Source organism: Nocardia asteroides (assembly GCF_900637185.1).
GTDB classification, from domain to species: Bacteria; Actinomycetota; Actinomycetes; order Mycobacteriales; family Mycobacteriaceae; genus Nocardia; species Nocardia asteroides.
Genome location: NZ_LR134352.1, coordinates 325259 through 341355, shown reverse-complemented (window position 1 = coordinate 341355; position 16097 = coordinate 325259). Strand labels below are relative to the sequence as shown.

The following is a 16097-nucleotide window of genomic DNA, read 5'->3' as shown; positions in this document are numbered from 1 at the left end:
GGCCGGGGTGGGACTCCGGCAGGGCAGGTCGGGTGGCCCTGATCAGGCGTCGGCTAGACTGTGTCTCCGGCCACCGCCTCAATCACTGGACGCGCAACGTGTCCTACGGCAGGTAGCTGCAGTACACCGTGTGCTGCCGTCGATCTGTAGGAGACGCGAAATGCCGGCAATCGTCCTCATCGGCGCCCAGTGGGGCGACGAGGGCAAGGGCAAAGCGACCGACCTGCTCGGTGAGCGGTTGCAGTGGGTCGTTCGTTACCAGGGCGGCAACAACGCCGGTCATACGGTGGTGCTCCCCAACGGTGACAAGTTCGCGCTGCACCTGATCCCGTCCGGCATCCTCACCCCCGGTGTGAAGAACGTCATCGGCAACGGCGTCGTCGTCGACCCCGGTGTGCTGCTCGACGAGCTCGCCGGTCTGGAGGAGCGCGGTGTCGACACCTCGGGCCTGCTGCTCTCCGCCGACGCGCACCTGATCATGCCGTACCACGTGGCCATCGATAAGGTCGCCGAGCGCTTCCTCGGCAGCCGCAAGATCGGCACCACCGGCCGCGGCATCGGTCCCTGCTACCAGGACAAGGTCGCCCGCGTCGGCGTCCGCGTGGCCGACGTGCTGGACGAGAAGATCCTCACCCAGAAGGTCGAAGCCGCACTGGAGTTCAAGAACCAGGTGCTGGTGAAGATCTACAACCGCCGCGCGCTGGACCCGCAGCAGGTGGTGGACGAGGTGCTCGAGCAGGCCGAGTCGTTCAAGCACCGCATCTCCGACACCCGGCTCGAGCTGAACCTGGCGCTGGAGCGTGGCGACACGATCCTGCTGGAAGGCTCGCAGGGCACCCTGCTCGACGTCGACCACGGCACCTACCCGTTCGTGACCTCGTCGAACCCCACCTCCGGTGGCGCGGCGGTCGGCTCCGGCATCGGCCCGAACAAGATCGACACGGTGCTCGGCATCCTCAAGTGCTACACCACCCGCGTCGGCTCCGGCCCGTTCCCGACCGAGCTGTTCGACAACTTCGGTGAGTTCCTGGCCAAGCAGGGTGGCGAGGTGGGTGTCACCACCGGCCGCGCCCGTCGCTGCGGCTGGTTCGACGCGGTCATCAGCCGCTACGCCACCCGCGTCAACGGCATCACCGACTACTTCCTCACCAAGCTCGACGTGCTGTCCGGCCTGGACACCGTGCCGATCTGCGTCGCCTACGAGATCGACGGCGAGCGGGTCGAGCAGATGCCGACCACGCAGACCGAGTTCCACCACGCCAAGCCCATCTACGAGGAGATGCCCGGCTGGTGGGAGGACATCTCGCACGCCCGCACCTTCGAGGAGCTGCCCGCCAACGCGCAGGCGTACGTGCTGCGGCTGGAAGAGCTTTCGGGCGCGCGCATCTCGTGCATCGGCGTCGGACCCGGCCGCGATCAGACGATCGTGCGCCACGACGTGCTGGGTTGATTTGAGCGCTGGCGCGCTCGAGTCGGCGGCCCCTTGGGTCCCGCCGGTCAGGCACCGTTGCTTGCTCCTTCGTCGCCGACGCAACGGCACCTGACCGGCGGGACGGCCGCCGACCGGCCACTTTCGTGGCCGCCGCTCCTCGGGGTCGCGGGTGAGGTGGGTTGTGCTGTTTGCCCAGCTCAGGCGCGACACGCGCGAGTGATGTCGACTCGCTATCGATTTGACAGCATCCGCTCGGCAACCGCTATCGTCGCTGCGCGGTACGCGGGGACGTGCCGCACTGTGACGAGTGTGTGAGTGGGTGTTCGGCGTGTTCCGTCGGTCCGATGATGTGCAGTATTCGACGGTGCGCCAGGTGGCCCGCCCGCTCGTCGGCGTGCTGCCGATGGCGCTGGCGGTGGCCTGCGCCGGTGTCGCGGTCGCGGTGCCGCAGCCCGGGATCAACCCGGAGCAGCCGGGTGTCACCACCCCCGCCGACGAGGGCGGCCGCTCCGATCTGGCGAAGTTCGACAATCCCGACACGCTGGAGCGCCTGACGCCCGACCGTCCGGAATCGCGCCCGGTGCCCGAGTACACCGCGCCCGCACCGCCGATCGTCATCGAGGAGCTCCACCTCCCCGAACCGGTCGAGCCGGTGGCCCCCATCGCCCCGCCGCCGCGCACGCTGCGCGTCGGCGACTTCACCAGCCCCGTTCCCGACGAGGTCCCCGGTGAGGTCCTCGACGGCGTCAACGGCACCGCGGCCGATGTCGAAGCCGCCATCGCCACCCAGGGCCGCTCGATCGGCATCAACCCCAGCCGTTCCGACAAGATCGCGGCCGCGACCGTCGGTGGCGCGCTGGCCGGTGCCGCCCTCGCCGGTGTCCCGGCCGCCGCCGTCGGCGCGGTGGGTGGCGGCCTCATCGGCGCGGGCATCGGGGCCGGCGTCGGCTTCGCGGTCGGCGCCGCGGGCACGGCGGGCGCGACCGCGATCCTCGCCGGCGCGGCGGCCATCCCCACCGCGGGCGCCGGTGCGCTGCCGACCATCGCGGGGGGCTTCGTCGCCGCGTGGCCCATCGCCGCGGCGACCACGGGCGCGGGCGCCGCGATCGGTGCGGGGGTCGGCGCGGCCGTGGGAGCCGCTGCACTCGGCATCCCCGCGGCGGCTGCCGGTGCGGTCGCCGGTGGCGTCCTCGGCAGCGGGTACGGCGCGACGATCTGATCCGGTGTGCGGCCGCGGTGGTCGGTGGCGTTCTGGGCGGCACGGCCGGTGCCGCCCACGGCGCGACTCTCTGACCCGTCCCAACGGTCTGCGCCCCCGGTGATTGTCGGTGGCGTCCTCGGCAGCGGGTACGGCGCGACGATCTGATCCGCCGACCCCGCGCGCTGCCGGCACGGTCCGTGCCGCCTACGGCGCACTACCGACTCCCGCCCCGGGCGGACCACTCCTGTGGTCGCCCGGGCGGTTCGGGTTGGTAGTACCGTCGAGACGGGTGACGGACGGAGGTGGGTGATGGTGGTGCGCGCGGGTCTCGCCGTGTCGGCGCTGCTCACGCTGGCCGTGCTGCCGGGGTGTGCCGCGCGGGACGAGCCGACGCCGCCGCCCAGCGCGTCACCGGTGAGTTCGGTGCTGCCGCCCGCGCAGACGCTGATCCCGTCGCAGCAGCGCAACGAACGTATTCGCGGCATGCTCTACACCGCCGGGTGTACCAGCAATGCCTGCGTGCAGACCTACTTCGCCTGCATGGACGGCTACCTCACCGGGGAGCCGTGCCAGTTCTACCGCGACCATCCACCCCCGCCCTGACCGCTTCAGCGGGCGCGGGTGAGGAAATCTCCCACGGCCGGGGCCAGGATCGAGATCTTGGGGTTGTGGCTCACGCCGGGCAGTTCGGCGAACTCCGCGTCGGGCAGGACGCCGGCCGCGGCCTTGGCGCCCTTGGTGAGCATGGGCGCGGTGCGGTCGCCGGCGAGGACCAGGACCGGGACCGTCACGTCGCTCCAGTCGGCGGGCTTCAGCTTCTCGCCGCGCATGTACGGCTTCATCACCGCCCAGTCGTGCGCGGTCGAATTCGAGTTGGCGGCAAGGCTTTTCCAGAACGGGGTGAGTCGCATGGCGCCCACCATCAGCCACGGCATGCCCATCGCCTTGGTCATGTAGTAGCGAACGGTCTTGTTGCGCTTGCCCGCCGCGATCATCGGATGCAGCTTGACATCCAGATCCTTAGGCGGCACATGGTCTTTCGGGTCGACGACGAACGGCGGCTCGAACGCCACCACCGCGGTCACCCCGGGCACCTCACGCGCGGCCAGCAGGGCCAGCGCGGCGCCGGAGGACCACCCGAACAGCGCCGCCTTCCCGCCCGCGGCCTCGACCAGCGCGGCGATGTCGGCGATCTCGTTGGCCACGTCGTACACGCCGGGGGAGTCGGTGCTGTCGCCGCGCCCGCGCCGGTCGTAGTTGAGCACCGTCAGGTCGTAGTCGGCGGCCAGGGCCTGTGCGAGTTCGACCATCGACCCGAACTCGCGGTAGCTGAACGCGCCGCCGATCAGGATGACGGTCCCCGCCGCGCCCTCACCGACCCGGTCGTAGGCAATCATGGTGCCGTCGGCCGACGTCACAGTCTGCATCGTGGTTCCTCTCGCATTCGGGCCGTATGACCACCGGCCTCGACGGTACGCGATGCGGTTCGGCGCAGGTCGCCGCGGGTTTCCGGTGTCACAGGCAGAGACGGCGCAGGTCCGGCGAATTCATCGATCGAGGGTCAGAACAGCATCGGCTCACCGAAGCCGGGGGTGCGCTCGATCTCGAGCAGCCGCGCCTTGGTGCCGATGCCGCCGGGCGCGGAGAAGCCGTGCAGTGCGTGATCGGCCGCGAGGACCCGATGGCACGGGATGATCAGCGGGATCGGGTTGCGGCCCAGCGCCTGGCCGACAGCCTGGGCGGAGCCGGGGGCGCCGAGGCGAGTGGCGATGTCGCCGTAGCTGAGGGTGTGGCCGGGGTCGATGTCGCGGGTGACGGCGTACACCCCGCGATGGAATTCCGGCACCCCGGCCAGGTCGACCTCGATCCAGCGCAGCGCGTCGAGCGCGCCCGCCAGGTGGGCCCGGATCCCGGTGATCGCGGTGGTGATCGCCGGGCCGGGCTCGTCCTCGGCGACGGGCGTCCCGCGCAGTGGCCGGGTGATCCGGGCGAGCGTCTCCTCCTCGCTCGCCTCGGGCAGCTGGAACCGTACGACGGTGTCGCCGTGCCAGGCGATCGCGCACAGCCCGATCGCGGTGTCGAACAGTGCCGCGGCAACCGGTTCGGTCCTGGTTCCGGAACTCATGAGCACAGTGTGCGCCGACGGGCCGACAGGTTTCGCGGTGGCTACGCGGCGAGCGGTCCCCGAGAACTGGACTGGAGAGGTCCAGTTACGGGCAACTGGACTGGACTGGTCGCGCCTGCGGTAGCCTCCTCGGTCTCGGCGGCGTGCGCTCGGACCGCGTCCAGGTCGCGGTAGAGCCGTTGCTCGTCGTAGGTGCCGAAAGCCCGGTCGTGGGGCAGATATTGGAAGGGCCAGAACGGTAGTTCGCCGCGCTTGGGGGCGAAGTGGTAGACGGCGTAGCCGAAGGCGGCGGCGACGGCGAGGGCGAGGAAAGTGGTCATATCGCAAGAATCCTCCGACTGGCCTTGCCTAGAAATATCCACTTACGGAATACTGGACTTTATGGCGACAAGAGTGATCGGCGCGTCGGGCCTGGCCCGCGACCTCGGCCGGTGGCGCGACCCCGAGACCGACGGCGACGCTCCCGAGCGCCGCCCACACCGGCCCGCCTATCTGGCCCTGGCCGAAGCCATCCGGCTGCTGATCCACGACGGCCGCGCCCCGCTCGGCGTCGCCCTGCCCAGCGAACGTGATCTGGCGACCACGCTCGGCGTCAGCCGCACCACCATCACCTCCACGTACTCGCTGCTGCGCGAGCACGGCTACCTGATCAGCCGTCAGGGTTCCCGCAGCACCGTGGCCCTGCCGCCGGCCATCCAGCACGACGGCTCCAAGCCGACCCGCGGGATCATGGCCCTGATGGCGCAGCCGGAACTGCCGACCGTCGACATGACCTACGCGGCGATGTCGGCACCGCCGGAACTGCACGAGGCGTATTCGACCGCGCTGCAAGGCATCCCGCCCTACCTCGGCACGCACGGCATGGACCCGGTCGGCGTGCTGGCCCTGCGCGAGGCGCTGGCCCGCCGCTACACCGCCCGCGGCCTGCCCACCGAGCCCGACCAGATCCTGGTGACCCTCGGCGCCCAGCACGGCCTGCGCCTGCTGCTCAATGTGCTCACCTCACCGGCCGCGCGCGTGCTCATCGAGCACCCCAGCTACCCGAACGCCATCGAGGCCATCCGCGATGTCGGCGCCCGCCCGATCCCGGTCCCGCTGCGCCCCGAACTGCCGCACGCGGGCTGGGATCTGGAGGGCCTGCGCAGCACCGCCAGGCAGACCGCGGCGACGCTGGCCTACCTGGTCCCCGACTTCAACAACCCCACCGGCCTGCTGCTCGACGCCGAGGGTCGCGCCGAACTGGCCGCCATCGCCCGCGACACCAGGATGACCATCGTCGTCGACGAGTCGATGAGCGAGCTGAACCTGTCCGGCGCGACCATGCCGCCGCCGGTGGCCGCGTTCGCGAAGGGCTCGGAGATCATCACCATCGGGTCGGCGTCGAAGTCGTTCTGGGGTGGTCTGCGGGTCGGCTGGATCCGCACCAACCAGGCGCTGATCACCAAGCTGCTCGGCATCCGCGCCACCGTCGACCTCGGCACCCCGGTGATGGACCAGCTGGCCACCATCCACCTGCTCGAGCACGCAGAGCCGATCCTGGAACGCCGCCGCGAACAGCTGCTCGGCCAGCGCGCCGCGCTGCTCGACGCCGTGGCCGAGGATCTGCCCGGCTGGCACATCACGCCCGGCGCGGGCGGCATGTCGGTATGGGCGCAGCTGCCGAGCCCGGTCTCCACCGCGCTGGCCGCCACCGCGCCCAATCACGGCGTATTGCTGGCCGCCGGACCACGTTTCGGCGTCCAGGGCGCCTTCGAACGCTTCCTGCGCCTGCCGTTCACGCATCCGGAGGCGGACCTGCGGCTGGCTGTGAAGTCGATCGCCGCCGCCTACGAGGCGCTGACCCCGCGCGCCGCCGACCCGCTGCAGCCGCTCACCTGCTACTGACCGAATCCGCACGAGTGCGCGCCCGCCTGGGCCGGGCGCACGGTCTCGTAACCCGCGCCGAACATGAACAGCGTGGCGATCAGCACGGCCGCCGTGGTGACCGGCACCGCGACGGCGCTGCGCGCGGAGGGATGCCGGAACAGCAGCATCAGCAGACACAGCAGCGCGAGGATGCAGGCCAGCAGCAGCCCGGTGGCGAGCCCGTTCAGCACGCTCACCAGTACGGGCACCGGTGCGTCGGTGCGGCAACGGGATTCGCCGAGTCCGGCGGTGCGGTCGTCGAGCAGTGCCTCGGCCACGGCGAAGGCGAGCAGCGCGGCGCCGAAGGTGGTGACCGCGATGAGGGCGGCGAGCACCTTCGGTGGCCGGTGGCCGGTTCGGATCCGTGGCCTGTCGTCGATAGTCGCTGAGACTACCGACGACAGGCCCGGAAATCAGTCAGCCCAGACCGATTCGATCGGTGTCGTCTCCGACGGCGGCGGGGTGGGCACGCCGCCCGGGGTGCGGGAGAACCGCGGGGCCGGCGCGTGCTGCACCACGCCTTCGATATCGATCAGGCCGGTGCGGGCCACGATGTGCGGGTTCTGCTCGGCCTCGGTGAAGGTGAGCACCGGGGTGGTGCAGGCGTCGGTGCCGTCGAAGATCGCGGCCCACTCGTCGCGGGTCTTGGTCTTGAACTTGTCCGCGAACAGCTTGCGCAGCTGCTCCTGCCCGTTCGGATCGATCTGCATCGGCAGACCCTCCGGGTCGATCTCGAGCCCGGCCAGCAGCTGAGCGTAGAACTGCGGCTCGATCGCGCCGACGGCCATGTACTTGCCGTCGGAGGTCTCGTAGGTGTCGTAGAAGGCCATGCCGGTGTCGAGCAGGTTGGTGCCTCGCTCGTCGGACCACAGGCCCACGCCGCGCATGCCCCAGATCATGTGCGACAGGGCCAGCGCGCCGTCGATCATCGCGGCGTCGATCACCTGGCCCTTGCCCGAGTTCTGCCGCTCGACCAGCGCGGCGAGCACGCCGAACACCAGGAACATCGAGCCGCCGCCGAAGTCGCCCACCATGTTCAGCGGCGGCACCGGCCGCTCACCCTTGCGGCCGATGGCGTTGAGCACGCCGGTCAGCGAGATGTAGTTGATGTCGTGGCCCGCGCGATCGGCGAGCGGGCCGTGCTGGCCCCAGCCGGTCATCCGGCCGTAGACCAGGCGCGGGTTGCGGGCCAGCGCCTCGTCGGGGCCCAGGCCCATCCGCTCGGTGACGCCGGGGCGGAAGCCCTCGAGCAGCACGTCGGCCTTCTCGACCAGGTCGAGGATCTTGGCCACGTCGGCGGGGTCCTTCAGGTTCGCCTCGACGATGGTCCGGCCGCGCCACTGCGGGCGTTCCATGAAGCCGGGCATCATGCCCGCGCGCTGCACGCGTACCACGTCGGCGCCGAGGTCCGCCAGCAGTAGCGCGGCATGGGGGCCTGGCCCGATGCCGGCCAGCTCGATGACCTTGATGCCCGCGAGGGGACCCTGCTTGGCGGTGGACTCGCTCACACCTGACCTCTGTTCATCGTCGAACGGTATTGACACATCGACAATAGCGGCGGGATGGCGGGCCGGGTAGGGCATGGGTCAGAATTCCGGTGGCGCGACTCGGCGCCACAACGGGAGGACCGGTAGTGAGTGTGTGGGGTGAGGTCATCGTAGGCCTCGTCATTCTGGTCGGTCTCATCGGTGTGATCGTGCCGATTCTGCCCGGGGTCATCCTGATCTTCGCGGCGATCGCGGTGTGGGCCTTCATGACCGGCGGTTCCACGGCCTGGTCGGTGTTCGCCGTGGCGACCGTGGCCTTGGCGATCTCCGGGATCGTGAAATACACCTGGCCGGGCCGGCGGATGCGCGAAGCGGGGGTGTCGAACCGGGCGCTGCTCGTCGGCGCGATCCTGGGTGTGGCGGGCTTCTTCGTCATCCCGATCGTCGGCCTGTTCATCGGCTTCGTGCTCGGTGTGTACCTGGCCGAGCTCTACCGCCTGAAGACCAACGACCTGGCCTGGCCGGCGACGCTGCACGCGCTCAAGGGCGTCGGGCTGTCGATGCTGGTGGAGCTGTTCGGCGCGCTGATCGCCGCCGGTGTGTGGCTCACCGGCGCGATCCTGGCCTGAGTTATTCGATGACCGGCAGCGGGCGGGTGTAGGCGCCCGCGCCGGGCAGGTCGCCACGCGGAATCGGCACCGTCGGATTGTCGGTGCGCGGGATCGGCCGGGTCGGCATCGGGTCGGTCTCGGTGCGCTGCGCGGCGGGCAGGCGATAGAACTCGCGCGCGTTGTCCTCGAGCACCGCGTGCAGATCGGCCCCGACGACCTGGCAGATCAGGTCCACGTCGGTATCGGCGAACGGCCTGCCCGCGCGGGTGCCGGGCAGATCCGTGCCGAACATCAGCGCACCCGGATTGACCGCGTGGATGCGGCGCAGCGTCTCGGCCACGTCCATGTCCACCCGGCCGAAACCGGTGGCTTTCACCCGGGCGCCCCGGTCGACCAGGTCGAGCAGATACGGCAGGCCCTCCGCGGACATGCCGAGATGGTCGATCGAGAGCGCGGGCAGTTTCGAGATCACCGGCTGCAGCGAGGCCAGCATCTGGCCGTCGATGTAGAGCTCCACGTGCCAGCCGGCCAGCTCGTGCGCGCGCAGCGCCTGCAACGTCATCTCGGTGATGTCGGCGGCGGCGCGCTTGAGGTTGAACCGCAGCGCGCGCACTCCAGCCCGGTCGAGCTCGACGATCTCGGAGTCGGTGGCGTCCAGGTCCAGCCGGGTCACCCCGACCCAGCCCTCGCCGAGGGCGGCCAGCGCGGCCTTCAGGTAGCTCTGGTCCGAACCCTGGAACGACGCGCTGACCACCGCACCACCGCGAACATCGAAGTGCGCCATACGCTTTCGATAGTCCGCGATGGTGTAGGGGTCAGGGAGGTAGCCTTCGTTCTCGATCAGCGGGTACCGCGGATCGATGATGTGGACGTGCGCATCGAACACGTGTATCAGAATGCCTCACCAACCCCCGTACCGGCGAGTCCGAACGAGTCAGACCTTGTTCGGCTCGGAGGCGCGCAGCATGTCCTCGCGTTCGACGACCTTCACGCGCTCACGGCCTTCGGGCTCGCCGAGGGCGCGCTCGTGCGCGTCGAGGCGGTACCAGCCGGCCCAGGTGGTGAAGGGGATGCCCTTGCTCTCGAGGAACTCGGTGACGGCCTCCGGCTCCGGCTTGGCGGCCGGGGCGAAGTCCTTGGCGTCGTCGAGCAGGCAGGCGATGGTCTCGTTGGCGTCGCCCTTGGTGTGGCCGATGAGGCCGACCGGGCCGCGCTTGATCCAGCCGGTCACGTAGGTGGCGGGCATGAAGCGGGCCGCGCCCTCGGCGGTCTCGTCGGAGATCACGCGACCGGCCTCGTTCGGCACGGTGCCGGCCTGATCGTCGAACGGCAGCTGGGTGACGTTCTGCGACAGGTAACCGACGGCGCGGTAGATCGCCTGCACGTCCCACTGCTTGAACTCGCCGGTGCCCTTGACGTTGCCGGTGCCGTCGAGCTGGGTGCGCTCGGTCTTGAGACCGACGACCTTGCCGTCCTCGCCGATGACCTCGGCCGGGGACTCGAAGAAGTGCAGGAACAGCTTGTGCGGGCGGTCGCCCTGGTCGCGGATCGCCCACTGCTCGAGGGTGTTGGCGACCATGTCGACCTGCTTGGAGTTGCGGCGCGCGGCCTCGGAGCCCTCGTCGTAGTCGATGTCCTCGGGATCGACGATGACCTCGATGGTCGGCGAGTGGTCGAGTTCGCGCAGCTCGAGCGGGGTGAACTTGGCCTGCGCGGGACCGCGGCGGCCGAACACGTGCACCTCGACGGCCTTGTTGGCCTTGAGGCCCTTGTAGACGTTCGGCGGGATCTCGGTCGGCAGCAGCTCGTCACCGGTCTTGGCCAGCACGCGCGCCACGTCCAGCGCGACGTTGCCCACGCCGAGGACGGCGACCTTCTCCGCGTCCAGCGGCCACGAACGCGGCACGTCCGGGTGGCCGTCGTACCAGGACACGAAGTCGGCGGCACCGTAGGAGCCGTCGAGGTCGATGCCCGGGATCGGCAGCGCGCGGTCGGCGTTGGCGCCGGTCGAGAAGATCACCGCGTCGTAGAACTGACGCAGGTCGTCGAGGGTGATGTCGGTGCCGTAGTCGATGTTGCCCAGCAGCCGCACCTGGTCCTTGTCCAGGACCTTGTGCAGGGCGGTGATGATGCCCTTGATGCGCGGGTGGTCGGGCGCGACGCCGTAGCGGATGAGACCGAACGGGGCGGGCATCCGCTCGTAGAGGTCGATGCTCACGTCGGCATCGGACTTCATCAACGCGTCGGCGGCGTAGATACCGGCCGGTCCTGCGCCCACGATCGCAATGCGGAGCGGGCGGGTCGCTGCACTCTGTTCGGTCATTTTCTACGCGCACCCTTTGGTCGAGAACTGTTGACGGGGTCAATTTAGCTTAGGCTAAGTTGACGATCCGGCTGTCGGCAGCTGCCAGCGACATCGGCAGCAGGCCGCATTCGGACGCAATTCTATCTGCGGCGTCGTGGCCACCCGGCGCGCGGTGTGGTTGCCCGCACCCGGTCTGTCAGGATTACAGCATGAACGAGGAGCAAACAGGCTCGGAAGACCAGCCCATCGTGGTGGATCAGACCGACAAGCGTTCCATCGTCCCGTTCGTCGCGGCCGCGGTGATCGCGATCGTGGTGCTCATCGCCATCGTCGCCGGTGGGCTGCTCTCGCCCGCTGAGAAAAATGTCACAGAGGCCGACCGCCTCGCGGCCGCCGTCACCAACTATATCGACGCGCGCTCGCGCAGCGAGCAGCGTCCGCCCGCCGGTGTCGCCTGCCCCGGTTTCGACGAGGAGAAATCCGGTTTGTCCGAACGTCTCGGCGGCCCGAAATCGGCCGTGACGATCGACAAGAAGGGTTTCGACAAGGCGACCGTGAACGGCGACCGGGCCAAGATCGACGCCACCGTGCGGATCGGCGACACGCCGTCCACCAGCACCTGGAACCTGACCAGGGTCGACGGCACCTGGCTGGTCTGCACTCCCTAGGAACTGTTTGACACGGTGACCTGTGCCGGGGCAATCTCAGATCGCAAGGTCATGAGTGCCAGCGCCAAGCCCCGGCTCGCTGGTCGGCAACCCTCCTCCGCGGTGGGGTGCTCCGGGTGACGACCTGGCCGTGCGTCTGGACAACCGGCACGGCAAGAGCGGATTCACGCAGGAGGTTCGACATGACTTACGCCGGCGACATCACCCCTGAGAAGGCGTGGGAGATCCTGACCGAGCACCCCGGCGCGGTGCTCGTCGACGTGCGCACCCAAGGCGAGTGGGCGCAGATCGGCATCCCCGACACCAGCTCCATCGAGCGTCCGGCCCACTTCATCGAGTGGGTCGACAACACCGGGACCCGCAATCCGAACTTCGGCGCCGAGCTCGAGCAGGCGCTGGCCGGGCGGCCCGACGACGCGCCCGTGGTGTTCCTGTGTCGCTCCGGGCAGCGCTCCATCGGCGCGGCGACCGTGGCGACCGCGGCGGGCTTCACCCCGTCCTACAACGTGCTGGACGGTTTCGAGGGCGGTCCGGACGCGTTCGGGCAGCGCGGCAGCGTCGGCTGGCGCGCGGTCGGCCTGCCGTGGCGTCAGGCATAAGGAGAAACGCATGATCACCGGTGGTTCGTTCGACAAGCCACTGCCCGAGGGCGTCGGCCCCGCCACGCTCGGGGTCCGCGGCGGCCTGCGCCGCTCCGGCTTCGAGGAGACCTCCGAGGCGCTGTACCTGACCTCGGGTTTCGTCTACGAGAGCGCCGAGGCCGCCGAGGCGTCGTTCACCGGCGAGGTCGAGCACTTCGTCTACTCCCGCTACGGCAACCCCACGGTGGCCATGTTCGAGGAGCGCATCCGCCTGCTCGACGGCGCCGAGGCCGCGTTCGCGACCGCCTCGGGCATGTCGGCGGTGTTCACCGCGCTCGGCGCGCTGCTGAAGGCGGGCGACCGCCTGGTGGCCGCGCGCAGCCTGTTCGGTTCCTGCTTCGTGGTGTGCAACGAGATCCTGCCGCGCTGGGGCGTGGAGACCGTCTTCGTCGACGGTGACGACCTCGAGCAGTGGGAGCAGGCGCTCTCGGTGCCTACCCAGGCCGTGTTCTTCGAGACCCCGGCCAACCCGATGCAGACCCTGGTCGACGTCCGCAAGGTCACCGAGCTCGCGCACGCCGCGGGCGCGAAGGTGGTGCTGGACAACGTCTTCGCCACCCCGCTGCTCCAGCATGGCTTCGAACTCGGCGCCGACGTGGTGGTCTACTCCGGCACCAAGCACATCGACGGCCAGGGCCGCGTGCTCGGTGGCGCCATCCTCGGCGCCCAGGACTACATCGACGGCCCGGTCAAGAACCTGATGCGCCACACCGGCCCCGCGCTGAGCCCGTTCAACGCCTGGACCCTGCTCAAGGGTCTCGAGACAATGCCGCTGCGCGTGCGCCAGTCCACCGAATCCGCGCTGAAGGTCGCCCAGTTCCTGGAGACGAACAAGTCCGTGAACTGGGTGAAATACCCCTTCCTGGAATCACATCCGCAGCACGCCCTCGCCACCTCCCAGATGTCGGGCGGCGGCACCGTCGTCACCTTCGAACTGGCCGGCGACGACGGCAAGAAGCGCGCCTTCGAGGTCCTCAACCGCCTGCGCATCATCGACATCTCCAACAACCTCGGCGACGCGAAGACCCTGATCACCCACCCCGCCACCACCACCCACCGCGCCATGGGCCCGGAAGGCCGCGCCTCCATCGGCCTGTCCGACGGCGTGGTCCGCATCTCGGTCGGCCTCGAGGACATCGATGACCTCCTCGGCGACCTCGACCACGCCCTGAGCTGAGTCCGAGAAAGCCCCAGTTCAGCCTGTCGAAACGAAATTCGTTCGGCCGTCCTGGGGCTTTCGATCGGTAGTCACAGCGGGTGGGGACTGCAAAAGGAGCGGAATGTCTTCCCGTCCCGCGCGGCGACATCGGCGGGGTTCAGCCAGCCCACTCCCTGGAACCAGTACGTATCGGCGGGGTGCGCCGCGGAGTCCCGCACAATGGTCTCGATATCGGCGGCCACGCCCGAACCCGCGTCGATCTGCGTGAGATAGAGCTTTCTCTCGTTTCGCCACTCGAAGCCGGCGGGGAGCGGTTTCGCGATCTCCCAGCCGGGGTTCGGTCCGACTGTCAGATACTCGATATCGGTTCTCGCTCCGCTCGCGGGGACCAGAATGAACGCGGAGTGACTCGGCTCGAACGCGACCACGGCCCGTTCGGCCCCCATACACCGCGATCCGGTCCAGATCCGCAATTCACCATCGGTGATCCGCGCACCGAAGGCATCCGGTAGTCCTGGCTGCAAGTCCACTTGGTCTTTGCCGAATATGCCGCAGGACGTCAGAACCGCGGCGATGGCGACGAGTACGGCAGCACGGCGAATCATTTCTTGTATCCCCCGTCGTGCAGGCCGGCGTCTTCCTCGATCTCGTCGTCACTGTCGGTCCACCAGGCTTTGAGACCGGACCAGGCCACCGACCCGATCATGCCCGCGTAACCCTTCTCCGCCCACTGCTGGGAATGCCGTTCCTCGTGGTGCAACAGGCGATCCAGATCGGTCGTACTCTGCTGCGGACCGCTCCCGTTGTCGAACCACTTGCTTCCGGATTCGGCGATCTTGCGCAGCTGGTCGGCCGGGTCGTCGAGGTCATCGAGATTCATCACGAAGATGTCGCCGTAGGTGGTGCCGCCCTTCTGGCTGTACAAATCCTGCAGCTCGTTGCCACCGAGTCCCATGAGCATGCCGTTGGGCGTGGTCGCGAGCCGCCCACCGTTGCTGTCGACATACGCGACGTCCTGGTCGTAGCTCCAGTCGTTCTTGTCCTGCCGGTCGATGATCCGCTGTATCTCCGCACTGGAGTACGGCGTTTCCTTGAAGTCGTTGACGACACCCGGTACCAGGCCTGCCTTGTCGTAGTCGGTGCCCGCGTTGAGAACGTAGGTCATGAGCACCGCCTGCTGCGCATCGTCGCCGCTGGTGCCGGTAGGCATGATGAAGTAGGTCTTGCCGTCCTTGTCGGTGACCGGCTCCATTCCGTCGAGGACGGTGAAGTCCTCCGGGGTGATGCCGTGCGTGCTCGCGATTTCCACGATGGTCTCCGGTGACACGCCCCGGCGTTCCGCGTTCTCCATCCACTTCTTGTAATTGCCGGTGTTGCCGGGGTCGTTGTAGAAGGACGTGTTGAAATCCTTGTAGTACTGCTGCAGATCGGCGGGCACTCCAGCGACGTTCTTGCCCGCCGCGAGGTCCTGGATCTCCTGGGTGGTCAGTCCCTTGGGCCGGTGCGCCATGATGGCGGCGGCCTCGGTGTAATCACCGCGCCGCAGCGCGGCGGCGAGCGTGGCACCGTCCTCGGCGCCGAGTCGCGCGCCCGCGGCCGCCGTGCGATCGTCGGAAACGTCGAGGCCCGAGCCGAGGAGATCGCCCGCGGCTCGGATGTACCCGGCGTGCTCGGCCAGCGTGGTAGCGGCCAGCTTGGCTGCCGACTCGAGTTCGCGGTACGCGGTGTTGATCGAATCCTGGTGGGTACGAACCTGGTCCGCGTCGCTACCCGTAACCTTCCAGTTGTCGTCGACGGTCAAGGCGGCACCTGTCGCGTCGGAGACCTTGCCGAGTAGCACGGTTCGGTGCGAGTCGAGCGAGGACGCCGCCGCTCGCAACACGACCGGCGCGTCCTGCACCTCGAGAAAGAGCTTGTAGCCCTGCCCGTGGTCCTGCGCCACCCGGTCGTAGGCGGCGTCGCGTGCGTTCCCCGACCAGTAGTCCTGACTGTTGGTGAATACCTGCTTCGCCTTGTCCAACTGACCGAGGTAGAGCTGATTCTCCGCGTCGATCTTGGTGGCCAGGTCGTACAGCTTGCTGATCTTCCAGTTGTCCACCTGGGATTTGGTGATCGTCACGCGCCTTCCAGCCTGTGCACATCGAACTTCCGCATGGCCTGCGCGAAGTCCTCATCCGTGGCCTGGATGGTCGACGTGGTGGCGGACACCGCCTTCGAGATCTCCTGCAACCGATTGGTCACCCGCCAGTAGGCGCCTTCGATGAACTCACCCAGCTGTACACACGCCGCCGCCACGTCGGTTCCGGCTACCGCTGCACCGAGATGATCGGATTCGCAACGGACGTCCCGTTTGTCGACCTCTCGACCGACGTCATCGAGGACCGTCACCAGCTTGCCCAATTCGTCGATATCGGCCTGCAACATACGCCCGCCCCCGGACTCGATCACGTTCTCGTCCGGGAACCTAGCATGCTCCCCGAGATCTCGCCGTGGCACTCCTGCCGTGAGCTGAGCCCGCAGCGCGCGGCGCTGTCACCGAAAATCGACACCGGATGTGCTGGCG

18 protein-coding genes and 1 riboswitch are annotated in these 16097 nt (G+C 68.9%); of the genes, 8 read left to right on the top strand and 10 right to left on the bottom strand.

All coding sequences use genetic code 11. The annotated features are described in order from the left end of the window. Window positions 1–160: 160 nt before the first annotated feature. The 3 genes from EL493_RS01780 to EL493_RS01770 all read left to right on the top strand — a co-directional run bounded on the left by EL493_RS01780 (window position 161) and on the right by EL493_RS01770 (window position 3236). Window positions 161–1450, top strand: a complete 1290-nt coding sequence (locus EL493_RS01780) for an adenylosuccinate synthase (protein WP_019049730.1) — start codon at window positions 161–163, stop codon at window positions 1448–1450. Between the two features lie 310 nt (window positions 1451–1760). Then, complete coding sequence (locus tag EL493_RS01775; RefSeq protein ID WP_198040857.1) at window positions 1761–2651, top strand: hypothetical protein; 891 nt, start codon at window positions 1761–1763, stop codon at window positions 2649–2651. A 291-nt stretch (window positions 2652–2942) separates the two neighbouring features. Beyond that, window positions 2943–3236, top strand: a complete 294-nt coding sequence (locus EL493_RS01770; RefSeq protein WP_019049728.1) for a hypothetical protein — start codon at window positions 2943–2945, stop codon at window positions 3234–3236. A 5-nt stretch (window positions 3237–3241) separates the two neighbouring features. Here the strand turns inward: EL493_RS01770 and EL493_RS01765 are convergent, their stop codons facing one another. The 3 genes from EL493_RS01765 to EL493_RS01755 all read right to left on the bottom strand — a co-directional run bounded on the left by EL493_RS01765 (window position 3242) and on the right by EL493_RS01755 (window position 5078). Next, window positions 3242–4060 (bottom strand): alpha/beta fold hydrolase, encoded by an 819-nt coding sequence (locus tag EL493_RS01765; protein ID WP_019049727.1) that lies wholly within the window; start codon window positions 4058–4060, stop codon window positions 3242–3244. Window positions 4061–4194: 134 nt separating this feature from the next. Next, window positions 4195–4758 carry a methylated-DNA--[protein]-cysteine S-methyltransferase gene (locus tag EL493_RS01760; protein ID WP_019049726.1) on the bottom strand — a complete coding sequence of 188 codons (564 nt, stop codon included), beginning with the start codon at window positions 4756–4758 and terminating at the stop codon, window positions 4195–4197. A gap of 41 nt (window positions 4759–4799) precedes the next feature. Beyond that, a complete protein-coding gene (locus EL493_RS01755) occupies window positions 4800–5078 on the bottom strand; it encodes a hypothetical protein (protein WP_019049725.1) in 279 nt (92 codons plus the stop codon). 61 nt (window positions 5079–5139) lie between these two features. On the opposite strand from EL493_RS01755, the gene yczR reads away from it, so the two are divergent. After that, entirely contained in the window at window positions 5140–6642 is a 1503-nt protein-coding gene (yczR, locus tag EL493_RS01750; protein ID WP_022566102.1) for a MocR-like transcription factor YczR, read from the top strand. On the opposite strand, the gene EL493_RS01745 is transcribed toward yczR, so the two are convergent. Then, a complete protein-coding gene (locus EL493_RS01745; protein ID WP_019049723.1) occupies window positions 6636–6998 on the bottom strand; it encodes a hypothetical protein in 363 nt (120 codons plus the stop codon). The genes yczR and EL493_RS01745 overlap by 7 nt on opposite strands. A 78-nt stretch (window positions 6999–7076) precedes the next feature. Next, a complete protein-coding gene (locus EL493_RS01740) occupies window positions 7077–8171 on the bottom strand; it encodes a CaiB/BaiF CoA transferase family protein (RefSeq protein ID WP_019049722.1) in 1095 nt (364 codons plus the stop codon). A 125-nt stretch (window positions 8172–8296) separates the two neighbouring features. Here EL493_RS01740 and EL493_RS01735 point away from each other — a divergent pair, with 125 nt between their 5' ends. Then, complete coding sequence (locus tag EL493_RS01735; RefSeq protein ID WP_019049721.1) at window positions 8297–8779, top strand: DUF456 domain-containing protein; 483 nt, start codon at window positions 8297–8299, stop codon at window positions 8777–8779. 1 nt (window position 8780) lies between these two features. Here EL493_RS01735 and EL493_RS01730 read toward each other — a convergent pair whose 3' ends face one another. Next, entirely contained in the window at window positions 8781–9647 is an 867-nt protein-coding gene (locus EL493_RS01730; RefSeq protein WP_019049720.1) for an amidohydrolase family protein, read from the bottom strand. A 48-nt stretch (window positions 9648–9695) separates the two neighbouring features. Then, window positions 9696–11084: an FAD-dependent oxidoreductase gene (locus EL493_RS01725; RefSeq protein WP_019049719.1), complete on the bottom strand. Its 1389-nt coding sequence runs from the start codon at window positions 11082–11084 to the stop codon at window positions 9696–9698. Window positions 11085–11275: 191 nt separating this feature from the next. Here EL493_RS01725 and EL493_RS01720 point away from each other — a divergent pair, with 191 nt between their 5' ends. The 3 genes from EL493_RS01720 (at window position 11276) to EL493_RS01710 (ending at window position 13552) form a co-directional block, all read left to right on the top strand. Continuing rightward, window positions 11276–11734: an Rv0361 family membrane protein gene (locus EL493_RS01720; protein WP_019049718.1), complete on the top strand. Its 459-nt coding sequence runs from the start codon at window positions 11276–11278 to the stop codon at window positions 11732–11734. A gap of 47 nt (window positions 11735–11781) precedes the next feature. Next, a riboswitch (SAM riboswitch) is annotated at window positions 11782–11899 on the top strand. Window positions 11900–11916: 17 nt separating this feature from the next. Then, a complete protein-coding gene (locus EL493_RS01715) occupies window positions 11917–12333 on the top strand; it encodes a rhodanese-like domain-containing protein (RefSeq protein WP_019049717.1) in 417 nt (138 codons plus the stop codon). Window positions 12334–12343: 10 nt separating this feature from the next. Beyond that, entirely contained in the window at window positions 12344–13552 is a 1209-nt protein-coding gene (locus EL493_RS01710) for an O-succinylhomoserine sulfhydrylase (RefSeq protein WP_019049716.1), read from the top strand. Window positions 13553–13623: 71 nt separating this feature from the next. Here the strand turns inward: EL493_RS01710 and EL493_RS01705 are convergent, their stop codons facing one another. The 3 genes from EL493_RS01705 to EL493_RS01695 are packed head-to-tail and all read right to left on the bottom strand — an operon-like array spanning window position 13624 to window position 15982. Further along, window positions 13624–14139 carry a hypothetical protein gene (locus EL493_RS01705; protein ID WP_126405516.1) on the bottom strand — a complete coding sequence of 172 codons (516 nt, stop codon included), beginning with the start codon at window positions 14137–14139 and terminating at the stop codon, window positions 13624–13626. After that, window positions 14136–15653, bottom strand: a complete 1518-nt coding sequence (locus EL493_RS32835) for a hypothetical protein (RefSeq protein ID WP_019049714.1) — start codon at window positions 15651–15653, stop codon at window positions 14136–14138. The genes EL493_RS01705 and EL493_RS32835 overlap by 4 nt, the downstream gene beginning before the upstream one ends. Then, on the bottom strand, window positions 15650–15982 hold the full coding sequence (locus EL493_RS01695; RefSeq protein WP_022566103.1) for a hypothetical protein: 333 nt from the start codon (window positions 15980–15982) through the stop codon (window positions 15650–15652). The genes EL493_RS32835 and EL493_RS01695 overlap by 4 nt, the downstream gene beginning before the upstream one ends. Between the last annotated feature and the right edge of the window lie 115 nt (window positions 15983–16097).

Coding starts and splice junctions, on each gene's coding strand:
- EL493_RS01780 (WP_019049730.1), top strand. CDS start 161: ATGCCGGCAATCGTCCTCATCGGCGCCCAGTGGGGCGACGAGGGCAAG.
- EL493_RS01770 (WP_019049728.1), top strand. CDS start 2,943: ATGGTGGTGCGCGCGGGTCTCGCCGTGTCGGCGCTGCTCACGCTGGCC.
- EL493_RS01765 (WP_019049727.1), bottom strand. CDS start 4,060: ATGCAGACTGTGACGTCGGCCGACGGCACCATGATTGCCTACGACCGG.
- EL493_RS01760 (WP_019049726.1), bottom strand. CDS start 4,758: ATGAGTTCCGGAACCAGGACCGAACCGGTTGCCGCGGCACTGTTCGAC.
- EL493_RS01755 (WP_019049725.1), bottom strand. CDS start 5,078: ATGACCACTTTCCTCGCCCTCGCCGTCGCCGCCGCCTTCGGCTACGCC.
- yczR (WP_022566102.1), top strand. CDS start 5,140: ATGGCGACAAGAGTGATCGGCGCGTCGGGCCTGGCCCGCGACCTCGGC.
- EL493_RS01725 (WP_019049719.1), bottom strand. CDS start 11,084: ATGACCGAACAGAGTGCAGCGACCCGCCCGCTCCGCATTGCGATCGTG.
- EL493_RS01720 (WP_019049718.1), top strand. CDS start 11,276: ATGAACGAGGAGCAAACAGGCTCGGAAGACCAGCCCATCGTGGTGGAT.
- EL493_RS01715 (WP_019049717.1), top strand. CDS start 11,917: ATGACTTACGCCGGCGACATCACCCCTGAGAAGGCGTGGGAGATCCTG.
- EL493_RS01710 (WP_019049716.1), top strand. CDS start 12,344: ATGATCACCGGTGGTTCGTTCGACAAGCCACTGCCCGAGGGCGTCGGC.
- EL493_RS01705 (WP_126405516.1), bottom strand. CDS start 14,139: ATGATTCGCCGTGCTGCCGTACTCGTCGCCATCGCCGCGGTTCTGACG.